This window comes from Nonomuraea gerenzanensis (assembly GCF_020215645.1).
Taxonomy (GTDB): Bacteria; Actinomycetota; Actinomycetes; order Streptosporangiales; family Streptosporangiaceae; genus Nonomuraea; species Nonomuraea gerenzanensis.
Window position 1 is genome coordinate 4,611,422 of record NZ_CP084058.1, and the last position, 20,352, is coordinate 4,631,773.

The window sequence follows — 20,352 nt, forward strand, 5'->3', positions numbered from 1 at the left end:
CGACTGGAGCTGAGGTCGCGTGACGTCGGGGGCCACCAGCCGCGCTCCGTGGCGGGCGTCGAGACGCCACGCAGCCTGGACGAGGTACGCGCACTCGTCCGTCAGGCCATGGCCGACCGCCGCCGCCTCTATCCGATCAGCACGGGCAGGAACTGGGGCATGGGCTCGGCCGTGCCGGTCGCCGACGACAACGTGGTCGTGGACCTCGGCGGCATGAACCGCATCCGCGGGCTCGACCTGGAGGCCGGCTACGCGGTCATCGAGCCCGGCGTCACCCAGCGGCAGCTCGCCGCGGTGCTGCGGGACACCCCGTGGATGCTCAACGTCACCGCCTCCTGCGCCGACACCTCGGTCATCGGCAACGCCCTCGACCGCGGCGACGGCTGCGTGCGCTCCCGCGTCCACGACGTGGCGGGGCTGGAGGCCGTGCTGGCCGACGGCAGCGTGGTCACCACCGGCGGGCTGGACCCGGCCGGGCGCTACCACGGCCGCGTCGCCGGGGCCGGACCTGACGCAGACGTTCGTGCAGCACAACCTGGGCATCGTCACCGCCATGGCCGTGTCGCTGGTGCCGCGCCCCGAGACCATCGGGCTCGTGCACGGCCGCATCCAGCGCGACCAGGTCGGCGTGGCGCTCGGCGCGGTCACCTCCTTCCTGCGCCGCGGCAACCCGGCCGACGGGCTGCTGCGCGTGCGGGAGCTGTCGCTGGTCCCCAGCGGCGGCGACTGGATGTTGCCGGCGGGTGTGGACCCGAGCCTGTTCACCATCCTCGGGCCGCTCATGGGCAGCGACGCCACGGTGGAGCTGGCCGAGGAGCTGCTGCGTAAGGCGCTCATCGAGGTCGAGGGCGCCGAGGCACTGGGCGTGCTGGACGCGGCCGAGGTCGCCGCCGACGACCCGCTCTACCCCCGCGCGCTCATGGCGCAGGGCATCCCCACCTGCCGGGGCGTGCACAACGCGCTCGGCGTGACGTCGTGCGACCAGATCGACGAGGGCGCGATGGGCTTCCTGGCACTGCTGCCGCTGATGCCCATGCACGCCCGCAGGACCGAGCAGATCCTGGCCGCGATGCAGACCGCCGTGGACCGCCACACCACGGCCCTCATGGTGGAGTGGAACCTCGTCAGCGAGCACCTGGCCAACGGCGTCATCCAGATCTTCTTCGAACGCGGCGCGCCCGACGCCCCCTACCGCGCCCACCAGCTCCGCAACGACGGCAGCTGCCTGCTGCGGGGGCACGGCTGCGCCATCTACCGCTCCGACATCGATCACGCCGCCGCCGACGTCTGGTCCGAGACCAGCACCGCCGGCCTCGGCATGCTGCACAGGCTCAAGACGGCGCTCGACCCGGACGGCATGATCTCGCCCGGCCGCTACGGCGCCTGACCCACCGTCGAGGACACGTCAGCTCCGCCCCTCGCACCGCCGGAGCGTGCGAGGCGGCAAGCCATCCATAGGAGGACACGTGCGTTCGTCACCAGCGGCCGTCAGGGGGACGGGCACGACCGGCGCGGACCGGCGTCACGGTGTGATGCTGCGCCTGGTCGGTGCGGGTGTCATGTTGACGGTGATGGCCGACACCACGGCCACCACCCTGGCAGTGGGAGTGCTGCGGTACACACCCGCCGGCGCCGGCATGCCGCTGGGTGACCTGGTCTGGCTGACCAGCGCGGCGTTCATCCCGATCGCGGCCCTGCTGGCCACCGCCGGCCGCTGGGCCGACCTGTTCGGCCGCCGCCGCGTGCTCGCGGTCGGGCTGGTGGTGTTCGTGCTGGGCGGGATCGCCACCGTCACCGTGGAGCCCTGGTCGTACGTGCTGGCCGCACGGGCCGTCCAGGGCGCCGGAGCCGCGGCGATGATCCCGGCCAGCCTCGGGCTGCTGCTCGGGGAGCTGCCGGAGTCGCAGCGCCGCGGCGCGATCGCACTGTGGAGCTCGGCCTCCGGGCTGGGCTGCCTGCTCATGCAGGCGGGCGGCGGCTGGCTGGCCGCCACCGTCGGCTGGCGGGCGCTGTTCCTGCCCGACGTCATCATCGGCGTCGCACTGCTCATCTGCTGCGCCGCACTGCCGTCCGGCCGGCGCGCCGCCACCAAGGGCGTGCCGGACGTGCTCGGCGCCTGGCTGCTGGCAGCCGGGATCGCCGTCGTGGTCCTGGCCATCTCCAAGGCCATGGCCTGGGGCATGGACGTGGTGTGGCTGGCGCTGGCCGCACTGGCCCTGCTCGGCGGCGCGCTCGCGCAGGCCAGGCACCACCGCCTGCCGGCGATCGACCTGGTGCTGTGGCGGCGGCCCCGGTTCGTCTGGGGCTGGCTGGCCACCTGGGGGTTCGGCGCGCTGTCGTACGGGCTGCTCACCGTGCAGCCGCTGTACCTGCTGCACCTCGGCTACCCCATGCTCGAAGTGGCCATGTGGCTGACCCCCACGTCCGTGGCCGTCGTGGTGACGAGCTTCCTGGCCGGAAAGATCGTCAAGCGGGTCGGCGCGTACGGTCTCATCTACGCCGGCTCGCTGCTGTGCGGCGGCGCCTGCGTGCTCGTGCTGACGCAGGCCGGCCCCACCGTGTGGGGTCTGGTCGCCAGCGTCGTGGTCGGCATGGGGGTCGGCGCGCTCGCGCCCGGCACCGCCGTCGCCACCACCCTGGCCGCCCGCCCTCACCAGTACGCCTCCGCCGTGGGCGCGGCCACCATGGCTCGCATGGTCGGCGGTGCCGTCGGCGTCGCGGTCGTGTCGGTCGTGATCGACCACCCGTTCATGACCGGGCCCTTCGCGGGCCTGGCCGGCGCGCTCGCCCTGTGCGTGGCCATCTCTGTGCTGATCGGAGCACTGGCCCTGACCAAGATCACCCGGTTGCGGCCGGATCCGGGTGACGTGATGATCAAGGTGCCCCGCCGGCTGCTGCTAGAGCTGCGCATGACCCTCGCCACCGTCGCGGCCGAGGCCGACGCGCTGCTGCCAGTCGAGACCCGCACACCCCCCGCAGACCCCTACCAGGACCCGGTCCCGCGGCCGCGAACGGCCGAACCCGGCCCCCTCGCCGGTACCCGCGGGCATACGCACTAGTTCAACCATCCAGAAGGGCTCTCGTCATGGCAACCACATCCTGCGACGTAGCCATCGTCGGCGCCGGGCTCGGCGGCTGTTTCCTGGCCTTGCTGCTGGGCCGCCGCGGCCTGCACGCCGTCGTCATCGAGCAGGGACCCTCCGTCCCGAGCGCGGGCGCCGACTTCCTCAAGCCTCCCGGCTTGCGGGTGCTGGCCCGGCACGGGCTGGCCGACCTTGTCGAACGCCATGGCCTGCGACGCGACACCATCCGCTACTACCACGATGGCGACCCCATCCAGGAGTGCCGCTTCCCCGACGGCGGCTTTCTCATCCGTCCCTACCGTGAGCTGGTCGAGCTCATCTACACCTCCTGCGCGATGCAGGGCGTCGAGTTCTGGTTCGACGCCAGCATCGCCGACATCGCGGTTGGCGAGGGCCCGGTGGGTGAGCAGGTGGAGGAGCTCACCCTGCATGACGGGCGGACGTTGCGAGCCGGGGTGGTGATCGGCGCCGACGGCACCAAGTCGGCCGTGCGCCAGGCGCTGGGCATCGAGCAGTTCACGATGCCGTACGAGCGGCTGCTCATGCGGGTGGCGACCGTGCCGCTGAGCGCCAGTGTCGCCCAGCTCAACCGGCTGTACTTCAGCTCCGAGGGCTGGCTCACCTACCTCTATCCGATCAACAGGGACCAGGCCCGCGTGTTCGTCGGCTTACCGCCCGAGGACGACAAGGAGGTCTTCCAGGACGGCATCCCCGCACTGCTCGACGAGCTGAAGAAGTTCGTGACCGACAGCTCGGACGCGTTCAACTTCCTGCAGCCCGCGACCTGGCAGCGGATCAAGGTCTCGTCGCTGCGGGTGGCGGCCTACCACAAGGGCAACGCCGCCCTGCTCGGCTCGGCCGCGTTCGCCTGCCACCCGATGACCGGCATGGGCATGAGCTACACGCTGCACGACGCCGAGATCCTGGCGGACGTCATCAGCGTGGCCGGCGACGACCCCGAGCTGCTCGACCGGCTGCTGCACGCCCGGTACGAGCCGCGCCGGCACGCCCACCGGCAGCTCATCGACTACGGCGACGCGCTGGCCGCGACCTTCCGCGACCGCGCGGCGTATCTGGCGGCCTTCCGCCCTGACCTGCACATCTTCGGTGAGGCCGCGGCGCCGGAGCCGCTGCCCGCCCTGCAGCTCGCCTGAGCCGGCGTCCCCGCCGCCCGCCATTCCCCACCAGGTGAGAGTCGTCGTCCAGTGCCACGCTGAGTGCGATGGGCCGGCCCGATCCCCAGGCGGCGGGGACGTCCTCCAGCCGGGGTCCTGGTAGGGCGGGCACTACCGCGAGGACGGGTGGCAGCGGGGGTCCGCCGGGCCACCTCCGCTCGCGATGCTGAGGAGCGATCATCCACTCCTCGGCATCGGAGACGAAACGTGACTGTGGCAGAGACCTCCAGCCCGGCCGGAGTACCTCGGGGGGCGCAACGGGGCAGTGACTTCGCGCGGCTGTCGCGGCGCGTCGCCGAGGCCGGGCTGCTCGACAGACGGCCCGGCTACTACGCCGTGCGGATCGGCCTGGTGGCCGCCCTGTTCGCGGGCGCCTGGGCGGCCTTCGCGGCGCTCGGCGACTCCTGGTGGCAGCTCGGCGTCGCCGTGCTGCTGGCGGTGGCCTTCGCCCAGGTCACGCTGCTGGCCCACGACCTGGCGCACGGGCAGATCTCCCGGTCGCGGCGCGTCAGCAGGATCGCCGGGCTGATCGTGGGCAACCTGGCCGTCGGGCTCAGCTACGGCTGGTGGATGGACAAGCACACCCGCCACCACGCCAACCCCAACCACGAGGACCACGACCCGGACGTCTCGCCCGACGTCCTCATCTGGTCGCAGCGGCAGGCCGAGGCCAGCCGGGGGCTGCCCCGCTTCATCGGGCGCTGGCAGGCGTTCCTGTTCTTCCCCCTGCTCACGCTCGAAGGCGTGAACCTCAAGGTGTCGAGCTTCCGCGCGCTGCGCCGCCCGTCGCTGAAGAACCGGGGCACCGAGGGGCTGCTGCTGGTCGCGCACGTGCTGGCGTACGCGGGGGCGGTGTTCCTGGTGCTGCCGCTGCCCAAGGCGCTGCTCTTCCTGGCCGTCCACCAGGCCTGCTACGGCGTCTACCTGGGCTGCACGTTCGCCCCGAACCACAAGGGCATGCCCGTGCTGACCGCCGAGGACGAGCTGGACTTCCTCCGCAAGCAGGTGCTGACCTCCCGCAACGTGCGCGGCGGGCACCTGGTCAACACCGCGCTCGGCGGCCTGAACTTCCAGATCGAGCACCACCTGTTCCCCAGCATGCCGACCGCGAACCTGCGCAAGGCCCAGCCCATCGTGCGCGACTACTGCGCCTCGCTCGGCGTCGACTACGTCGAGTGCGGCCTGCTGGAGTCGTGGGGGCAGGCGCTGCGCCACCTGCACGAGGTGGGCCGGCCGCTGCGCGGGGTCAGTCCGTGACGATCAGCTCCAGGCCGTTGAAATCCTCCCGGACCTGATGGCCCGCCTCGAGCAGGACCGTGCGCAGCGCGAGCAGGACCGCGGAGCGGATGGTCGCGTGCCGGACGAGGTGGTCGGCCGTGGTGCCCCAGGTGATGACCACTCCGCGTGTGGGATCGTGCCAGACTCCGAGCCCGCCATCGGCGGACATCAGCGACGGCTCGACGGTGAAACCCGCGTCCAACAGCTCCTGGCGGACCGCACGCTCCAGGTCCTGGCCGGCGCTCGTGGCGATGTCCATCGAAGTCCGCTGCCCTCACACGCGCGGTTCGAACCTCGGCGCGCCGAGAACCTTGTGAAAAGATGTCGGCTGTGTCCGCCCCGCCCGGGTCCGCCCCGCCGTCCTGCGCGCCGTCCTGCACGCCGACACCGGTGGCGGCGCCGGCGCTGAGGCTGGCGCGGGCCGTGGTGTTCGCCACGGTCTGCGGCGCCGTGTCCGCGGGCGGGCACGCGCTGGCCGGCGGAGGGCCGGTGCCGTTCGGCGGTCACCTGGCCGGGGTGCTGGCCGCGCTCGGGCTGGCGTACCTGATCGACGGGCGCGAGCGCGGGCCCGCCGCCGTGCTCGCCGCGACCGCCGGCACCCAGCTGCTGCTGCACCAGCTCTTCGAACGGCTCGCGTCCGGCGTGGCCCCCGGCCCCGGGCACGGGCATCCCGCGCCCGGCATGGTGCTGGTCCACCTCACGGTGGCGGGGCTCACGGCGTGGTGGCTGCACCGCGGTGAGAGCGCGTTGTGGCTGATGATCCGTCTGTACGGGGCGCCGCTCCCGGTCGTGCGGCTGCTCGTGGCCGTGCCCGTGGCGGAGGGACTGGGGGTGCCGTCGCTGCGGTGGCGGCCGAGGACGCCGGGTGCGATCGTACGCGCCGGCCGGACGGTCTCCGGCACGATCAGCAGGCGAGGGCCGCCCGCGGCGACGCGTCACTGACGCCTCGCCCCTTTCATCGCCCCTGCCTGTGTCCGGACGTCCGGCGCCACGGGTCCGGTCGTCCGGGAGATCATTCTGGAGACCCGTCATGGCATTTCTGTTCCGCAGGGCGGTCGCGCTCGGCTGCGCCCTGCTCCTCCTGACCTTGCCCGCTTCGCCCGCCTACGCCCACGACACGCTCAAGCGCAGCTCGCCCGCCAAGGACGCGGAGGTCACCTCGGTCGAGGAGGTCGAGCTGGAGTACAGCGCGAGCGTCAAGTTCCCGTTCGTGGTGCTGCACGACGCGGCCGGACGGGAGGTCGCGCTCGGCAAGCCGCAGCTCGACGGGCCGCTGGTGTCCGCCGAGGTGCCCCAGCCGCTCGCGCCCGGCTCGTACGTGCTCGCCTGGCGGGTCGTTTCCTCCGACGGACATCCCATTGAGGGCGAAATCCCCTTCCGCGTGAAAGGATCATCTACGGCACCCGCTTCGCCCACAGGTTCGGCGGCGGCGGCACCGTCCGGCACGGAGGCCGCCCAGCCCTCCGCGGCGGCGGGAGAACGGCCCGCCGCCTCGGCCGGGGTTCCCGGCTGGATCTGGGGCGGGCTGGTGGTGCTGGTGGTGCTGGGCGCGTTCGTGCTGATCAGGAGCTCGCGCCGGAGATCCGATCGGGAGGATGTGCATGCGGATTGAGCAGGCCAGGCGGGTCGCGGGGGAGTGGGTGCGGGAGGAGGGCGCCCGGCTGCCGGGGTTCGGCGGGGCGTTCCTGACCGGGTCGGCGTTGTGGGCCGATCCGGGTGAGGAGCTGGCGCCGACCTCCGACGTGGACGTCATGGTGGTCGCGGAACCGGCCGCTCACATCCCCCACATCGGGAAATTTCCGTATAAGGGGGTGCTGTTGGAGGTCTCCTCCATGGCCGCCCCCGGCTCCCCGCACGAGGTGCTGAGCGACTACCACCTGGCCGGCAGCTTCCACCTGCCGTGCGTGCTGGCCGACCCGTCCGGGCGGCTGACCGAGCTGCAGCGGGTCGTCTCCCGAGACTTCGCCGCACGCCCCTGGATCCTGGCGCGCTGCACCAACGCCATGGACCGGGTGCGGGGGTGGATCAACGGCATGGACGGCTCCGCGCCGCTGCCCGAGCAGGTCACCTCCTGGCTGTTCGGCACGGGGGTGACCGCGCACGTGCTGCTCGTGGCCGGGCTGCGCAACCCCACTGTCCGCGGCCGGTACGCGGCCGTCCGCGAGCTGCTCGCCGAGCACGGGCGGCTCGACTTCCACGAGAGCCTGCTCGGCCTGCTCGGCTGCGCCGACCTCGACGCCGCGCGGGTGCGGCGGCACCTGGCGACGCTGGCCAAGGCGTTCGACGCGACCGCCTCCGTGCGGGTGCCCGGCTACCGGTTCGACTCCGACATCTCCGCCGCCGCCCGGCCGGCCGCCATCGACGGGAGCCTGGACCTCATCGAGCGGGGCCTGCACAGGGAGGCGGTCTTCTGGCTGGTGGCCACGTACGCGCGCTGCCTGGCCAAGCGGGCGGCGGCCGGGCTGCCGCCGGAGTACGCCGACGAGTTCCACGAGCTGCTCGCCGACCTCGGCGTGGAGACGTTCGCCGACCGGAGGCGCCGCGGGGACCGCGTCCTCGCGGCGCTGCCGGGGCTGTGGCAGACGGCCATGGCGCTCTGCTGAGCGCAGGTCGTCAGCGGCCGTCGAGGAGGGGGAGCGCGTCGCCGTAGATGTCCGGGCTGCGGTCGACCTCGCCCACGAAGTCACCGGGGAAGCCCAGGTCGAACTCCACCGCCGACTCCAGCCGCCGCATCGCCTCCTCGGGCAGGGCCCGGGCCGTGCCGGAGGCCCCCAGGTTGTCCTTGAGCTGCTCGGCGCTGCTCGTCCCGAGGATCGGATGCACGCCGCGCCGCAGCGCCCACGCGATCGCGACCTGCGAGGCCGTGACGCCCAGCTCGCCCGCCACCTCCAGCACGGCCCGCACCCCGGCCCTGTCCCGCTCGCTGATCGACTCGGGTGACACGCGCGACGGCGCGGCGCCGGGCTCGGCGTACCGGCCGGACAGCACGCCGTGCGCGAGCACCCCCCACGCCGCCACGCTGATGCCCAGCGCCCGCGCCATGGGCAGCAGCTCCCGCTCGATGTCGCGCCGCAGCAGGCTGTACGGCACCTGCAGCCCCGCGAACGGCGTCCACCCCCGCCACTCCGCCAGCATGTCGGCCCGGCTCACCACCCACGCCGGCGCGTCGGAGATGCCCACGTAGAGCACCTTCCCCGACCGCACCACGTCGTCCAGCGCGCGCATCGTCTCCTCGATCGGGGTGTGCCGGTCCCACACGTGCACCCAGAACAGGTCGAGGTAGTCGGTACGCAGCCGCCGCAGGCTCTGCTCCAGCGACAGGACGAGGTTCTTGCGGTGGTTGCCGGCGGCGTTGAGGTCGGTGCGGTCACGGGTGGGCGTGTACTTCGTGGCCAGCACGAAACGGTCGCGGTGGCCCTGGAGGAGCTCGCCGACCACGTTCTCGCTCTCGCCGTACATCGAGGCCGTGTCCACGACGTTGCCGCCCGACTCGGCGTACAGCTCGAAGCTGCGCCGCACCTCGGGCGTGACCTCGCGGTAGGTCATCGCGCCGAGGAACAGCTCCGAGACCCGCAGCCCGGTACGGCCCAGCAGCCGGTAACGCATCACGCCGCCTGGTAGGGGACGGCGAGCCTGGCCTGGCGCAGCGCGGTGCTCCACCAGCCGAGCTGGTCCAGCAGGGCCTTGGCCGCGGCCTGCGCGTCCTCGGCGTCGCGGGTCAGCCGGCCGTCGGTGTCGAAGCGCGTCCAGTGCTGGTCGAAGCTGAGCCAGTTGCGGATCGTCACGGCGTGCAGCTCGTTGAAGACCTGCCGCAGGTGCTCGGCCGCGCGGATCCCGCCGCCCTGCCCGCCGTAGGAGATCAGCGCCACGGGCTTGGCCTGCCACGGCGTCAGATGCCAGTCGATGAGGTGCTTGAGCGCGGCGGGGTAGCTGTGGTTGTACTCCGGCGTCACCACCGCGAACGCGTCCGCCCGCGCCAGCCGCCCGGCCAGGCGGCGCATCTCCGCCGGCCGGTCGTCCACGTCGAGCAGCCGCTCCTGGGAGATCGGCAGCGCCGCGGGCAGGGCCGTGTCGGCCGGGTCGATCACATCGACGTCGAACTGCCCGTGCGCGGCCACCTGCTCGGTGAACCATCGGGCGATCCCGGGGCCGTAACGACCTTCGCGGAGGCTGCCCGAGATCACCGCCAACTTCATCTTCGTCATGGCTGTCAGCTTGCCGACCCGCCGCGCGCCGAGGAAGGCCGCGATCAGACTGGCCCCGGGAGGGCCACGATAAGCGCGGGCCGGGTCCGTAGACTCCAGAGCTGTGAGCGAGAACGAGCTGGGCGCCTACCTGCGCGCCCGCCGCGAGGCACTCAAGCCCGCCGACGTCGGCCTGCCCGAGGGCGGCCGGCGGCGCACGCCGGGGCTGCGCAGATCGGAGCTGGCCACGGTGGCGGGGGTGAGCGTCGAGTACCTGACCAGGCTGGAGCAGGGCCGCGACCGCAACCCGTCGGTGCAGGTGCTCGTGTCGCTGGCCGACGCCCTGCGCATGACGCCCGAGGAGCGCATGCATCTGCGCCACCTCGCCAAGCTGACCAGCGGCAGCATCGCCCTGTGCCCGGCCGCCGCCCAGGCGCCCGCCCGCACCGTACGCCCGGCCGTGCGCGCGCTGCTCGAACGCCTGGAGCCCGCGCCCGCCGCGCTCCTCAACCGGCTCGGCGAGATCATCGCCCGCACCACCGGCTTCGACCGCCTCTTCGGCCCCATGGGGCTGCTGGACGATGAGCCGCCCAACCTGACCCGGTACGTCTTCACCGACGTGCGGGCCAGGATCGCCTTCCCGGACTGGGACAGGGTGGCCGACGAGCAGGCGGCGGCGCTCAAGTACGAGGCGGGGCCCGATGATCCGTGGGCCGGTGAGCTGGTCGAGATGCTGTCGTTCGCGGCGGGGGAGGCGTTCACCGGGCGCATGTCCCGGACCTCGGGGCCGCCGCGGCCTGCGCCCGTGCAGCGGATGGCGCATCCGGGGGCTGGTGAGCTGCGGCTGGCCAGGGAGCCGCTCGACCTGCTGGGCGACGACCAGCGGCTCCTCGTCTACCTGCCCGCCGACGCCGACACGGCCGCCGCCCTCGACCGCCTCACCGGCCGCCACCCCGGCGCCCTGCGCGCGGTCAGCGCCTGAGCGCCGCCACCTGCGCCTGCGCAGTCTGCGCCTGTGTCCCGCGCCGTGCGCCTGAGCGCTGCGCCCTGCGTCTGCGCCCCGCGTCTGCGCCCTGCGCCCCGCGCCGTGCGCCCCGCGCCGTACCCCGAGCCGTGCCCCGCGCCCGTGCCCCGGCGCCGTGCGCTGTGCCCCCGCGCGCCGCGCCTGCGCCTGCGCGTCTGCCAACTGCCCTTGCGCCGTGCGCCGTGCGCCGTGCTCAGGCGCAGGCGGCCCGCTCGGGCGGGGCGCCGCTTGAGGCGCGCCCGCCCGGGTAGCGGACCGGCATGAAGCTGGGGAACTGGGACGTCAGGCCGCTGGGCGGAGCGATGGGCTGCCTGGCGATGATCCTGATCTCGCTCGTCCTGTCGGTGGTGCTGACGATCGTCGTCAACCTCCTCCTGTAGACGCCCCCGGCTCAGGCCCGCCGCAACGTACGCGTCAGCCCGGCGGCGATCGTCGTGGCGAGCACCCACCCCGCCGCGATCAGCCCGTACGCCAGCCACTGCGTCCCCCCACCCGGATTGAACGCCTTCTCCTGCCCGAAGTCGATGATCGGCAGCAGCAGGTCGAGGCTGTACATGAACGAGTTGAACACCGGCGCCTCCCCCCGCTTCAGCGGCGGCGGCTCGGCGAGGCCGAACACCACGGTGCCCACCGCCAGCAGCGCCACCAGCCAGGCGGCCGCCCGCAGCGGCCGGAAGCCGTAGCCGACGGTGGCGTCCTGCAGGTGGCCCCAGAAGCGGGCGTAGCCGGGCAGGGTGTCGCGGCGCTGCTGCTGGCCGGCCAGGAGCGTGTCGCGGGCGTCGGCCTCGCTGCCCAGCCGCCGGTACATCGCGGCGAGCTGCTCGTAGGCGTTCGGCAGGTAACCCTCGGGATCCCGGCGCAGCCAGGCGAGCCGCTCGGCGGCCGGCAGCATGGGCTCCAGCACCTCGTACGACAGCCCGTCCATGCACAGCTCGTCCGGCCACACGGCGGCGTCGTCCTGCAGCACCCCGATCCGCGCGTGCCGCAGGTCCACCGCGCCGCGCACCGGCTTGGCCGTCCGCATCGCCAGCTCCCGCACCTCCAGGCGGCGGCAGGTGAGCGCCTTGCCGCCGGGTGTCTCCAGGGTGGCGTCGTCGAGGCACAGGCGGCTGCCGACCTGCGCGTACGTCAGCCGGATCCGGCCCTGGGCCGAGAAGCCCTCGCAGAGGTTGAGCACCTTGCCGACCGTGAGGCCGTTCGCCGACAGCGCCGAGCCGCCGGGGTTGGCCAGCGTGGCGCCCTTGAAGTGTGCCGGGCCGGTCACCGAGGCGTCGGTCAGGCTGATCTCGCCCTCGGCCGACATACCGTCGCGGGCCAGCAGCGCGCCGTCCACGGCGAGGCGGTCGCCCCGCAGCGCCACGCCGCCGGGGGCGCACAGGCGGGCGCCGTCCAGGTTGAGCGCGCGGCCGACGGTGGCGCCCTCCAGCCAGACGGCGCCCTCGGTCTCGACCAGCGACAGGTACAGCCCCGCCTCGGCGTTCAGGCCGCCGGCGTGCAGGGCCAGGCCGCCCGGGTTGCGCAGCACGGAGCGCCGCAGCGTGAGCGGGCCGGAGACGCGGGCGAACCGCAGGGAGAACTCGCCCGTCACGCTCATCTCCCGCGCGAACAGGCCCACCTGGACGACCAGGTTCGAGCCGCCGAACGCCAGCCCGCCGGGGGCGCGCAACCGGGCGCCCTCCAGGTTCACCGCCGCGCCGATCCTGGCCGCGGTGAGGATGATCTCGCCCACGCAGCTGAACCCGTCGCGGGCCAGCAGATTGCTGCCGACGTCGAGGTGCTCGGCGTTGAGCGCGGCGCCGGCGGCCGGCTCCAGGCGGGCGCCGTTCAGTGAGAAGTTGCTGCTGACGCGGGCGCTGCGCAGGCGCAGCTCGCCGGTGACGTGGCAGCCGGTCAGCCGCAGGTCGCCCTCGACCTGGAGGTTCGAGGCGATCAGGCCGGGCAGGCTGGAGCCGGCGAAGCTGAGGAAGCGGGTGCGGGCCTGGTAGAGGTCGGGGGCCTCGTCGAAGACGCAGTCGCTGAACGTGACCGGCAGGTCGAGCTCCCTGAACGCCAGGTGTAACAGGCCGGTGATCCGCGCCCCCGACAGGCGCAGCGCCGGCTTGTCGGCGGGGTCGGTGTACTCGCCGAGCAGCAGCTGCGCCAGCACCTCCGCCCGTACGCTGCGGCCGGCCTCCCAGGCGGCGACGTTGGCGGGGGAGTCGTGGGCGGGATCGCCGGAGCGCAGGTCCACGTCGTGGCCGCGGCGGACGGCGGCGGCCACGGCCTGCTCGGCGGCGGTGAGTTCGGCGTTGGGCACACGCACATCCTGCTCCACCCGGGCACCCGCACGTGCCCGCAGCGCCGTCCGTGCCGTCAGCGCCGTCCCTGCCGTCCGTGCCGTCAGCGCCGTCAGCGCCGTCAGCGCCGTCCGTGCAGCCCGTGCCGTCAGCGTCGTCCGTACGGTCAGTCCCGTACGTCGAAGCCCAGCGTGCCCGCCACCACCGTCGCCTGGAACGGGTCGATGACCGCCCCGCCGAGCGTCACCTCGCGCGGATCGAGCGTGCTCAGGTCGCTGCCCCGCAGGTCGCACCGCGTCAGGTCGGCGCCGTGCAGCCACGCCCCCGACAGGTCGCACCGCCGCAGCCCGGCGCCCTCCAGCTTGGCCCCGCTCAGGTCGGCCTCGCGCAGCCGGGTGCCCTCGAAGGCGCTGCCGCGCAGGTCGGCACCGGGCAGCCCGGCGTAGGACCAGTCGCCGCCCGTCACCTTCAGCAGCCCGAAGGTGCAGCCGTCGAACATGCTGCCGGTGAGCTTGCAGCCGCCGAACGTGGCGTCGAAGAACGAGCAGCGCGAGAACGTGCAGTTGACGAAGCGCGCGTCCTCGTGCACCGACACGTTGAACCGCACGTTCCTGAACTGGCACTCCTCGAAGGAGGAGCCGTGGTCGACCAGCTCGGTCATGTCCACGTCCTGGAACAGCACGCGGTGGTGGGTCTCACCGGAGAGCTCGCGGCCGTCCCAGTCGGCGGACCTGATCGTCGTCTCCGTCGGCGGCGCCTGGACGCCGTACCTGCGCTCTGCCATGCGAACAAACTAGCGGATCCGCCGCACGCCCGCAGTGGGCCTCAGGCGCGCTTGGCGATGGCCGTGATGAACGGCTGCACGAGCTTGGCCGCCAGGGGGCCGAACGCCGCCAGGATGAGCACGTACGCCGCCGCCAGCGCGCCCAGGTCGGGGTGCACGCCCGCGCCCACCGCCAGCCCGGCGATGACGATGTTGAACTCGCCCCGGGGGATGAGCGCGATACCGGCCCTGGCCTGGCCCGCCTTGGCGATGCCCGCGCGCCGGGCCGCGTACATGCCGGTCAGCAGTTTGGTGATCATGCTGACCAGGGCGAGCAGCGCGGCGAGCCCGGCCACCGGCAGGATCGACCTGGGGTCGGTCTGGAGGCCGAAGAAGACGAAGAACACCGCCGCGAACAGGTCGCGCAGCGGCGCCAGCAACGCGTGCGCGTCCTCGGCGAGCTGGCCCGACAGCGCGATGCCCACCAGGAACGCGCCCACCGCGGCCGAGACCTGCAGCTGCTGCGCCAGGCCGGCCACCAGCAGGGCCAGCCCGACCACCTTGAGCAGCAGCACCTCGGAATTGGGGCTGGAGACGAACCACTCGATGAACCGCCCGAACCGCAGCGCCACGACCAGCACCACGCTCACCGTCAGCAGCGCGATGCCCACCGAGATCGCGCCCTGCACGAAGCTGAGCCCGGCCAGCAGGGTGGTCAGGACCGGCAGGTAGACCGCCATCGTCAGGTCCTCGAACACCAGCAGCGACAGCACCGTCGGCGTCTCCCGGTTACCGAGCCACCCCAGGTCGGACAGCACCTTGGCGGTGATGCCGGAGGAGGTGGCGTACGTGACGCCCGCCATCGCGACGGCCGCCACGGGGCCCCAGCCGAGCAGTAACGCGCAGATGGCGCCGGGCGCGGCGTTCAGCACGAGGTCCACGATGCCCGCGCGGGCGTTGCCCGTGAGGCTCGTGACCAGCTCGTCGGCGTTGTATTCGAGGCCGAGCGTGAGCAGCAGCAGGATCACGCCCAGCTCGGACCCGATCTCGAGGAAGTCGGTGCTCGTGGCCAGCGGCAGCACGCCGCCGGTCCCGAACGCCAGCCCCGCGATCAGGTAAAGGGGGATCGGGGAGATGCCCGCGCGCAGCGCCAGCGCGCCCAGGATCCCCAGGCCAAGCAGGACAGCACCGAACTCGAGGAAGATGATCGCGGTATGGTGCACCCGCGGCCCTACCCGTTCGCCAGGATGTCGGCGACCTCTGCGGTGCTCTCCTCGCCGCCCACGACGACCACGACGTCACCGGCCTGGAACGGGAATTCCGGCCCAGGGCTGGCGAAGACCTGCCCGGCGCGCACCACCGCGACGATGGAGGCGCTCGTACGGGTGCGCACGCGCGCGTCCCCCATCGGGCGGCCCGCGTACGGGGAGCCCGCCGGGATCGGCAGCTGCACGCTGACCAGGCCCTCGACCTGCTGGTGCAGCTGGTTCAGCCGCGCGACGATCCGGGGCGCGCCCAGCAGCTCGGCCAGGGCGTCCGCCTCCTCGTCGTTCAGCTTGACCGTCTGGCAGACGGCGTCCGGGTCTTCCTTGTCGTAGATGACCAGGTCCCGGCGGCCGGTGCGGTGGGACACGACGCCGACCCGTTGTCCTTTACGGGTGGTGAAATCGTGTCGTAGCCCGATTCCCGGCAGTGCTGTTTGTTCGACCTCCACCTATCCCACCCGTCCAGATCCGCATATTTCCGGACAACCCTACCTAAGGTCATACCCGGGTCCGGCCCGGGTCAAGGGTGTGTGATCGACGGGCCTGCTTGCCCTGATTGCGCCTCAGGCGTCCCACCTGTAACAGTCACCTGCGGCCGGTGCGCCGCACGTGAAAGACTGCTTCAGGTGCCCGGCCCGGCGAGGCAGTGGCACAGGGCATCCCCTCCACCCGACAAGCACCACCGCAAAGGGACAACGCACCATGCCGACCGCCCCTCCGATCCGGCTGGTTCTCGTGGAAGATCACGCCATGGTCGCGGAGGCCATCGGCCTGGCCCTGGGCAGGGCGCCTGACATCGAGGTCGTCGCGCAGTCGGGCACCATCGCCGCGGCGCTGGCCGACGTCGGCAGGTGCCAGCCCGACGTGGTCGTGCTCGACCGCAGGCTGCCCGACGGCGACGGCGTGGCGGCGATCGGGCGGCTGGCGGCGGTGGCGCCGAGGGCGCGGGTGCTGGTGCTGACCGGGGAGGCGACCGCCTCCGTGGCCGCCAGGGTGGTGGCGGCAGGCGGGGCCGGGCTGGTGGTGAAGTCGTCGCGGCTGGGCGAGCTGGAGTCGGCGGTGCGGGAGGTGGCCGCCGGAGGGGTGGTGTTCGCGCCCGGGTTGCTGCCCGGCGTGCTCGACCGGCTGACCGGCCGCGCGGGTCACGTGGGCTCCGCGCTGACGGCGCGGGAGCGCGAGACGCTGCTGCTCCTGGCCGAGGGCGCCAGCACGTACGAGATCAGCGACCGCCTGGGCGTGGCCAGGAACACCGCGCGCAACCACGTCCAGCACGTGCTGGAGAAGCTGGGCGCCCGCTCCAAGCTGGAGGCGGTGGCGCTGGCCCGGCGCGACGGCTTGTTGGATTGACGCATTTGCACCAGTCCGGGTCCCACAGGTGCATCAGTGCGCCTGGCGCGCTTGCGTCTCGTGACCTGTCGCACGGCTCCCCGAGAGTAGATGGGTGGAAAGTGAGGAGGCCGAGCGTTACCAGGTGGACACCCTGTTGCCGGAGGAGATGGGCAGCATCACGGTGGCGCGCCGCCTGGCGGGAACGGTCCTGAAGGAGTGCGGGTACCAGGGGCGGCACGAGGACGTCCTGCTGGTGGTGTCGGAGCTGGTGACGAACGCGCTCGTGCACGGGGACGGCCCGCCGGAGCTGAGAGTGCGGGCCGGCACGTCACAGGTGCGGATCGAGGTGGGCGACACCGGCGTGGCGCTGCCGGAGACCCGCGAGCCGGGGCCGCTGAACGGCTGGGGGCTGCACGTCGTCCGGTTGCTTTCCACCGGATGGGGGATCTCGCCGGGCGAAGGTGGCAAGGTGGTGTGGTGCGAGCTGGCGGTGCGACTGGCACCGGTGCAGGTGACGCCCTTCGAAGCCTGAGCGGGCCGGAGCGGTGGTGGCTCTGCGTTGATCGGGTTTGGCTCTGCGCTCAGGTCGTGCAAGGCTGCAATATGCCCGAGCATGACCCCTCGCCGGAGGATATGCGGCTGCTCGTCCAGAGCATCCGTGACTACGCCATCTTCATGCTCGACCCACGCGGCGTGATCGTGAGCTGGAACATCGGGGCCGAACGCATCAAGGGATACACCGGCGAGGAGATCGTCGGCACCCACTTCTCCGTCTTCTACCCGCCTGAGGCGGTCGCGGCGGGCAAGCCCGCCAAGGGCCTGCGGGCGGCCGCCGCCGACGGCCGGTGGGAGGAGGAGGGCTGGCGGGTGCGCAAGGACGGCACCCGGTTCTGGGCCAGCGTGGTCATCACCGCCCTGTACGACGAGAGCGGGGGCCTGCGCGGGTTCGGCAAGGTGACGCGCGACCTGACCGAGCGGCGCAGCATGGCCAGGGCGCTCGACGAGCGCGCCCTGCTGCTGTCACGCCTGGTGCAGGCACAGGAGCTGGAGCGCAGGCGCATCGCCTCCGACGTGCACGACGACACGATCCAGTCGATGCTCACCGTCGGGATGCGGCTGCGGATGTGGGGGCAGGAGCTGCCCCCCGAGCACGGCGGCACGGTGCGGGCGCTCGACGCCGCCGTGGACGAGGCCGTACGCCGCCTGCGCGAGCTGGCCTTCGACCTGCACCCGCCGGGCGACGGGCTGGTGGCCAGCCTGGACGACTACCTCAGCGAGCTGATGCCCGGCGGCGGCCTGGCCTACGAGCTGAGCCACCGCCTGGACGCCGAGCCGCCGTACGAGGCCGTGGTGACCATCTACCGCATCTGCCAGGAGGCGCTGACGAACGTCCGCAGGCACGCCGGGGCGAGCCGGGTCAGCGTGGAGCTGGTCTCGCTCGACCGGGGCGTGCACGTCCGCGTCAAGGACGACGGCGTCGGCCTGGCCGGCAAGGACGGCGAGGCGATGCACTACGGGCTCGTCGAGATGCGGGAGCGGGCCGAGACGGCGGGCGGCTGGTGGGGCATCGAGGGCCCGCCCGGCGCGGGCACGACGGTGGAGTTCTGGGTCCCCGCCGTGCCCCACGCCTAGCGACCCTTACGACGGGGAGGTGCCCGGCCAGGTCCACGACCTGATGTCGGCGGGGTCCTCGCCGTGGTCACGGGTGTACTGCCGGGCGCGCAGCCGCTCGTCGCTCATCCGCTGCCGCAGGTGCGCGGCCTTGCTGCCGAGCCCGGGAACCCGGTCGATCACGTCCATGACCAGGTGGAAGCGGTCGATGTCGTTGAGCATGCACATGTCGAACGGCGTCGTCGTGGTGCCCTCCTCCTTGTACCCGCGCACGTGGATGTTGGCGTGCCCGTGCCGCCGGTAGGTGAGCTGGTGGATCAGGGACGGGTAGCCGTGGAAGTTGAAGACGATCGGCTTGTCGGTGGTGAACAGCGTGTCGAACTCGGCGTCCGACATGCCGTGCGGATGCTCCGACGGCGGTTGCAGCCGCATCAGGTCGACCACGTTCACCAGCCGGACCTTCAGCTCCGGCAGGTGCTCGCGCAGCAGCGCGGCGGCGGCCAGCGTCTCCAGGGTCGGCACGTCCCCGGCGCAGGCCAGCACCACGTCGGGCTCGCTGCCCTCGTCGGTGGACGCCCACGGCAGGATGCCCAGCCCGCGCGTGTTGTGCGCGATGGCCTCCTCCATCGTGAACAGGTCGAGCACCGGCTGCTTGCCGGCCACGATGACGTTCACGTAGTCCCGGGAGCGCAGGCAGTGGTCGCCGACCGACAGCAGCGTGTTGGCGTCCGGCGGCAGGTAGACCCGCACCACCGAGGCCTTCTTGTTGACGACCACGTCGAGGAAGCCCGGGTCCTGGTGACTGAACCCGTTGTGGTCCTGGCGCCACACGTGCGACGACAGCAGGTACGTCAGCGACGCCACCGGCCGCCGCCACGGGATCTTCTGTGACGACTCCAGCCACTTGGCGTGCTGGTTGAACATGGCGTCCACGATGTGGATGAACGCCTCGTAGCAGTTGAACAGCCCGTGCCGCCCGGTCAGCAGGTAGCCCTCCAGCCAGCCCTGGCACAGGTGCTCGCTGAGCACCTCCATGACCCGGCCGCCCGCGCCCAGGTTCTCGTCCGTGGGCAGCGTCTCGGCGTCCCAGGCCCGGTCGGTGACCTCGAACACCTCCGACAGCCGGTTGGAGGCCGTCTCGTCCGGCCCCATCAGCCGGAACGTGCTCGGATTGGCCGCGATCACGTCCCGCAGGAAGCCGCCCAGCACCCGCGTCGGCTCGCTCGCCTGCTCGGCGGGCGCCTTGACCTCCACCGCCAGCCTGCGGAAGTCGGGCAGCCGCAGCGGCTCCAGCAGCTCGCCGCCGTTGGTGTGCGGGTTGGCGCTCATCCTGCGCCCGCCGCGCGGCACCGTGGCCAGCACGTCCTCGACCGGCCTGCCGTCCGAGCCGAACAGCTCCTCCGGCCGGTACGAGCGCATCCACTCCTCCAGCATCGCCAGGTGAGCCGGGTTCTCCCTGACCGTGGACAGCGGCACCTGGTGCGCCCGCCACGTGCCCTCCACCGGCTTGCCGTCCACCTCCTTCGGCCCGGTCCACCCCTTCGGCGTGCGCAGGATGATCATCGGCAGGCGGTCGGCGTCGCCCGCCTTGTACGCCGCCAGCTCCTCGAACGCGGTGTCCAGCGTGCCCGCCATCTCCTCGTGGTCGGCGCCGACCAGGTGGGGGCGGTAGCCGTACCCCTCCATGAGCTTGACCAGCTCGTCGGTGGGGATGCGGGCCAGGACGGTGGGGTTGGCGATCTTGTAGCCGTTCAGGTGCAGGATGGGCAGCACCATCCCGTCGCGGCGGCGGTCCAGGAACTTGTTGGAGTGCCAGCTCGCGGCCAGCGGCCCCGTCTCGGCCTCGCCGTCGCCGATGATGCACGCCACGACCAGGTCGGGATTGTCGAAGGCGGCGCCGTACGCGTGCGCCAGCGCGTACCCCAGCTCGCCGCCCTCGTGGATGGAGCCGGGCGTCTCCGGCGCGACGTGGCTCGGGATGCCGCCGGGGAAGGAGAACTGGCGGAACAGCCGCCGCATGCCCGTGACGTCCTGCGACACGTCCGGGTACCGCTCGGAGTACGAGCCCTCCAGCCACGCGTGCGCCACCGCTGCGGGACCGCCGTGACCGGGACCGGCGATGTAGATCATGTCCTGGTCCCGCTCGCGGATCACCCGGTTGAGGTGCGCGAAGCAGAAGTTCAGGCCCGGCGTCGTACCCCAGTGGCCGAGCAGCCGCGGCTTGATGTGCTCGGGGCGCAGCGGCTCGGTGAGCAGCGGGTTGTCCAGCAGGTAGATCTGCCCGACGGACAGGTAGTTCGCCGCCCGCCAGTACGCGTCAATACGATCCATGCCCTTGCCCCTTCCTCCGCAGCGGCACCTGAA

General features: G+C 72.7%; 19 protein-coding genes and 1 pseudogene. 12 read left to right on the forward strand and 8 right to left on the reverse strand.

The window, feature by feature from the left end:
• Window positions 1-108: 108 nt before the first annotated feature.
• The 5 genes and pseudogenes from LCN96_RS57430 to LCN96_RS21820 all read left to right on the forward strand — a co-directional run.
• A pseudogene (locus LCN96_RS57430) lies at window positions 109-399 on the forward strand (FAD-binding protein); the annotation flags it as partial.
• A gap of 124 nt (window positions 400-523) precedes the next feature.
• Window positions 524-1,387 (forward strand): FAD-binding oxidoreductase, encoded by an 864-nt coding sequence (locus tag LCN96_RS21805; RefSeq protein ID WP_225274713.1) that lies wholly within the window; start codon window positions 524-526, stop codon window positions 1,385-1,387.
• Between the two features lie 79 nt (window positions 1,388-1,466).
• On the forward strand, window positions 1,467-3,059 hold the full coding sequence (locus tag LCN96_RS21810) for an MFS transporter (RefSeq protein WP_225274714.1): 1,593 nt from the start codon (window positions 1,467-1,469) through the stop codon (window positions 3,057-3,059).
• A gap of 26 nt (window positions 3,060-3,085) precedes the next feature.
• Window positions 3,086-4,237: an FAD-dependent monooxygenase gene (locus LCN96_RS21815; RefSeq protein WP_225274715.1), complete on the forward strand. Its 1,152-nt coding sequence runs from the start codon at window positions 3,086-3,088 to the stop codon at window positions 4,235-4,237.
• A gap of 228 nt (window positions 4,238-4,465) precedes the next feature.
• Complete coding sequence (locus LCN96_RS21820) at window positions 4,466-5,515, forward strand: fatty acid desaturase family protein (RefSeq protein ID WP_225274716.1); 1,050 nt, start codon at window positions 4,466-4,468, stop codon at window positions 5,513-5,515.
• Here LCN96_RS21820 and LCN96_RS21825 read toward each other — a convergent pair.
• Entirely contained in the window at window positions 5,505-5,795 is a 291-nt protein-coding gene (locus LCN96_RS21825) for a hypothetical protein (protein WP_225274717.1), read from the reverse strand. The two genes, LCN96_RS21820 and LCN96_RS21825, sit on opposite strands and share 11 nt — an antisense overlap.
• 71 nt (window positions 5,796-5,866) lie before the next feature.
• On the opposite strand from LCN96_RS21825, the gene LCN96_RS21830 reads away from it, so the two are divergent.
• The 3 genes from LCN96_RS21830 (at window position 5,867) to LCN96_RS21840 (ending at window position 8,139) form a co-directional block, all read left to right on the forward strand.
• Complete coding sequence (locus LCN96_RS21830) at window positions 5,867-6,478, forward strand: hypothetical protein (RefSeq protein WP_225274718.1); 612 nt, start codon at window positions 5,867-5,869, stop codon at window positions 6,476-6,478.
• 88 nt (window positions 6,479-6,566) lie between these two features.
• Complete coding sequence (locus LCN96_RS21835; RefSeq protein ID WP_225274719.1) at window positions 6,567-7,148, forward strand: copper resistance CopC family protein; 582 nt, start codon at window positions 6,567-6,569, stop codon at window positions 7,146-7,148.
• Window positions 7,138-8,139: a hypothetical protein gene (locus LCN96_RS21840; RefSeq protein ID WP_225274720.1), complete on the forward strand. Its 1,002-nt coding sequence runs from the start codon at window positions 7,138-7,140 to the stop codon at window positions 8,137-8,139. The genes LCN96_RS21835 and LCN96_RS21840 overlap by 11 nt, the downstream gene beginning before the upstream one ends.
• A gap of 10 nt (window positions 8,140-8,149) precedes the next feature.
• Here LCN96_RS21840 and LCN96_RS21845 read toward each other — a convergent pair whose 3' ends face one another.
• The gene (locus LCN96_RS21845) at window positions 8,150-9,142 is read right to left on the reverse strand and encodes an aldo/keto reductase (RefSeq protein ID WP_225274721.1); all 993 of its coding nucleotides are present in this window, start codon (window positions 9,140-9,142) and stop codon (window positions 8,150-8,152) included.
• The gene (locus LCN96_RS21850; RefSeq protein WP_225274722.1) at window positions 9,142-9,741 is read right to left on the reverse strand and encodes an NADPH-dependent FMN reductase; all 600 of its coding nucleotides are present in this window, start codon (window positions 9,739-9,741) and stop codon (window positions 9,142-9,144) included. The genes LCN96_RS21845 and LCN96_RS21850 overlap by 1 nt, the downstream gene beginning before the upstream one ends.
• A gap of 103 nt (window positions 9,742-9,844) precedes the next feature.
• Here LCN96_RS21850 and LCN96_RS21855 point away from each other — a divergent pair, with 103 nt between their 5' ends.
• Entirely contained in the window at window positions 9,845-10,702 is an 858-nt protein-coding gene (locus tag LCN96_RS21855; protein WP_225274723.1) for a helix-turn-helix domain-containing protein, read from the forward strand.
• 433 nt (window positions 10,703-11,135) lie between these two features.
• On the opposite strand, the gene LCN96_RS21860 is transcribed toward LCN96_RS21855, so the two are convergent.
• The 4 genes from LCN96_RS21860 to LCN96_RS21875 all read right to left on the reverse strand — a co-directional run bounded on the left by LCN96_RS21860 (window position 11,136) and on the right by LCN96_RS21875 (window position 15,416).
• Window positions 11,136-13,040 (reverse strand): hypothetical protein, encoded by a 1,905-nt coding sequence (locus LCN96_RS21860; protein ID WP_225274724.1) that lies wholly within the window; start codon window positions 13,038-13,040, stop codon window positions 11,136-11,138.
• A 146-nt stretch (window positions 13,041-13,186) separates the two neighbouring features.
• Window positions 13,187-13,804, reverse strand: a complete 618-nt coding sequence (locus LCN96_RS21865) for a pentapeptide repeat-containing protein (protein ID WP_225274725.1) — start codon at window positions 13,802-13,804, stop codon at window positions 13,187-13,189.
• 41 nt (window positions 13,805-13,845) lie between these two features.
• Window positions 13,846-15,006, reverse strand: coding sequence for a cation:proton antiporter (locus LCN96_RS21870; protein WP_225274726.1), 1,161 nt, complete (start codon window positions 15,004-15,006; stop codon window positions 13,846-13,848).
• An 8-nt stretch (window positions 15,007-15,014) separates the two neighbouring features.
• Complete coding sequence (locus LCN96_RS21875; protein WP_449867106.1) at window positions 15,015-15,416, reverse strand: cation:proton antiporter regulatory subunit; 402 nt, start codon at window positions 15,414-15,416, stop codon at window positions 15,015-15,017.
• A gap of 334 nt (window positions 15,417-15,750) precedes the next feature.
• Here LCN96_RS21875 and LCN96_RS21880 point away from each other — a divergent pair, with 334 nt between their 5' ends.
• The 3 genes from LCN96_RS21880 to LCN96_RS21890 all read left to right on the forward strand — a co-directional run bounded on the left by LCN96_RS21880 (window position 15,751) and on the right by LCN96_RS21890 (window position 18,009).
• Window positions 15,751-16,395 (forward strand): response regulator transcription factor, encoded by a 645-nt coding sequence (locus tag LCN96_RS21880; RefSeq protein WP_225274728.1) that lies wholly within the window; start codon window positions 15,751-15,753, stop codon window positions 16,393-16,395.
• A 94-nt stretch (window positions 16,396-16,489) separates the two neighbouring features.
• Window positions 16,490-16,909: an ATP-binding protein gene (locus LCN96_RS21885; protein ID WP_225274729.1), complete on the forward strand. Its 420-nt coding sequence runs from the start codon at window positions 16,490-16,492 to the stop codon at window positions 16,907-16,909.
• 101 nt (window positions 16,910-17,010) lie between these two features.
• The gene (locus LCN96_RS21890; RefSeq protein WP_225274730.1) at window positions 17,011-18,009 is read left to right on the forward strand and encodes a PAS domain-containing sensor histidine kinase; all 999 of its coding nucleotides are present in this window, start codon (window positions 17,011-17,013) and stop codon (window positions 18,007-18,009) included.
• A 6-nt stretch (window positions 18,010-18,015) separates the two neighbouring features.
• Here LCN96_RS21890 and LCN96_RS21895 read toward each other — a convergent pair whose 3' ends face one another.
• Window positions 18,016-20,319 (reverse strand): phosphoketolase family protein, encoded by a 2,304-nt coding sequence (locus LCN96_RS21895; RefSeq protein WP_225274731.1) that lies wholly within the window; start codon window positions 20,317-20,319, stop codon window positions 18,016-18,018.
• Between the last annotated feature and the right edge of the window lie 33 nt (window positions 20,320-20,352).

Coding starts and splice junctions, on each gene's coding strand:
- LCN96_RS21815 (WP_225274715.1), top strand. CDS start 3,086: ATGGCAACCACATCCTGCGACGTAGCCATCGTCGGCGCCGGGCTCGGC.
- LCN96_RS21825 (WP_225274717.1), bottom strand. CDS start 5,795: ATGGACATCGCCACGAGCGCCGGCCAGGACCTGGAGCGTGCGGTCCGC.
- LCN96_RS21835 (WP_225274719.1), top strand. CDS start 6,567: ATGGCATTTCTGTTCCGCAGGGCGGTCGCGCTCGGCTGCGCCCTGCTC.
- LCN96_RS21840 (WP_225274720.1), top strand. CDS start 7,138: ATGCGGATTGAGCAGGCCAGGCGGGTCGCGGGGGAGTGGGTGCGGGAG.
- LCN96_RS21845 (WP_225274721.1), bottom strand. CDS start 9,142: ATGCGTTACCGGCTGCTGGGCCGTACCGGGCTGCGGGTCTCGGAGCTG.
- LCN96_RS21850 (WP_225274722.1), bottom strand. CDS start 9,741: ATGACGAAGATGAAGTTGGCGGTGATCTCGGGCAGCCTCCGCGAAGGT.
- LCN96_RS21865 (WP_225274725.1), bottom strand. CDS start 13,804: ATGGCAGAGCGCAGGTACGGCGTCCAGGCGCCGCCGACGGAGACGACG.
- LCN96_RS21880 (WP_225274728.1), top strand. CDS start 15,751: ATGCCGACCGCCCCTCCGATCCGGCTGGTTCTCGTGGAAGATCACGCC.
- LCN96_RS21890 (WP_225274730.1), top strand. CDS start 17,011: ATGCGGCTGCTCGTCCAGAGCATCCGTGACTACGCCATCTTCATGCTC.
- LCN96_RS21895 (WP_225274731.1), bottom strand. CDS start 20,319: ATGGATCGTATTGACGCGTACTGGCGGGCGGCGAACTACCTGTCCGTC.